Here is a 1022-nt window from a genome sequence, read left to right as displayed (position 1 = left end):
AGCGAAGGCATTAAGGAATATACTGCCCATTGAGGGTGACGAATCCCCGGCAGGGGTTGTCAAGGTATGCGATCCGCGCCATCCGCTATTTGGTCGCCGCCTCGTCGTGTTGCGGCGGCTTGCTGCACGTGGGGACAATTTTCCGATCTCGTATGAGGTTTCTTACGACCGCGGTGGTACGCTGATCATTCCCGTTGCAGCCGTCGACTTCGACGTGAACGTATTTAATGGTACAAAACTGTCGGTCGATAGTATAAATGAATTGGTATCGGAAATCGACCGGATCGAGAACGATGCCAATTCAACCCAAAGATCTCTGGATATTGCTTCAGCCGAAGCAGAAACGTCAGATCATCGACGAGATCGCAGGCATTCTGGGGGAGACGTCCCATGAGATCGGAATTGGTTCTGCCAATGCATCTGGGTCGGAAAGCGATCGTCTATGTGCGTCAGTCGACGCCCAGTCAGATCATCAGCAACCAGGAAAGTCTGCGTCTTCAATATGCCCTGAAACTCCGGGCCCGCGAACTCGGCTGGAAGGCAGGCGACGTCGAAATCATTGATGCGGATCTGGGACTCAGTGGTGCCTCCACGCTGCGCCGGGAAGGCTTCCGGGAGTTGGTCGGGCGTGTCGGCCTGGGCGAGGTCGGTCTTATTCTGTCGATCGACGTGACACGTCTCGCGCGAAACTGCTCGGACTGGTATCCGCTGCTCGATATCTGCGGGTTGCAGAAATGTCTCATTGCAGATCGGGATGGTGTCTACGATCCGGCATCGCCAAACGGTCGTTTGCTCCTTGGTCTCAAAGGGACTATCTCGGAACTCGAACTGCACACAATCCGCAGTCGTCTGACTGCCGGCCTTCTTGCAAAGGCGGAACGCGGTGCTCTGGCGTTGACGCTGCCGATTGGCTTTGTCCGTAATCCTGGCGGTGCAGTCGTCAAAGACCCCAATGTTGAGGTTCAGGGAAGATTAGCTTTTCTTTTCAGTACTTTCCTGAAAGTGAAATCAGTCTCGCAGGT

2 protein-coding genes are annotated in these 1022 nt (G+C 54.7%); both read left to right on the top strand.

Annotation, left to right across the window (positions count from 1 at the left end; all coding sequences use genetic code 11):
- On the top strand, nt 1–394 hold a 394-nt coding region (locus ACBR42_RS17130), incomplete at its 5' end, for a hypothetical protein (RefSeq protein WP_371208843.1).
- Nucleotides 391–1022: recombinase family protein (locus ACBR42_RS17125; protein WP_371208842.1), on the top strand; the 632-nt coding region annotated here is incomplete at its 3' end. The genes ACBR42_RS17130 and ACBR42_RS17125, both read left to right, overlap by 4 nt.

This window comes from Komagataeibacter sp. SM21, from assembly GCF_041402665.1.
GTDB lineage: Bacteria > Pseudomonadota > Alphaproteobacteria > Acetobacterales > Acetobacteraceae > Komagataeibacter > Komagataeibacter saccharivorans.
Note: the sequence above shows the minus strand (reverse complement) of the source record. Positions and strands in the feature narration are given on the sequence as shown.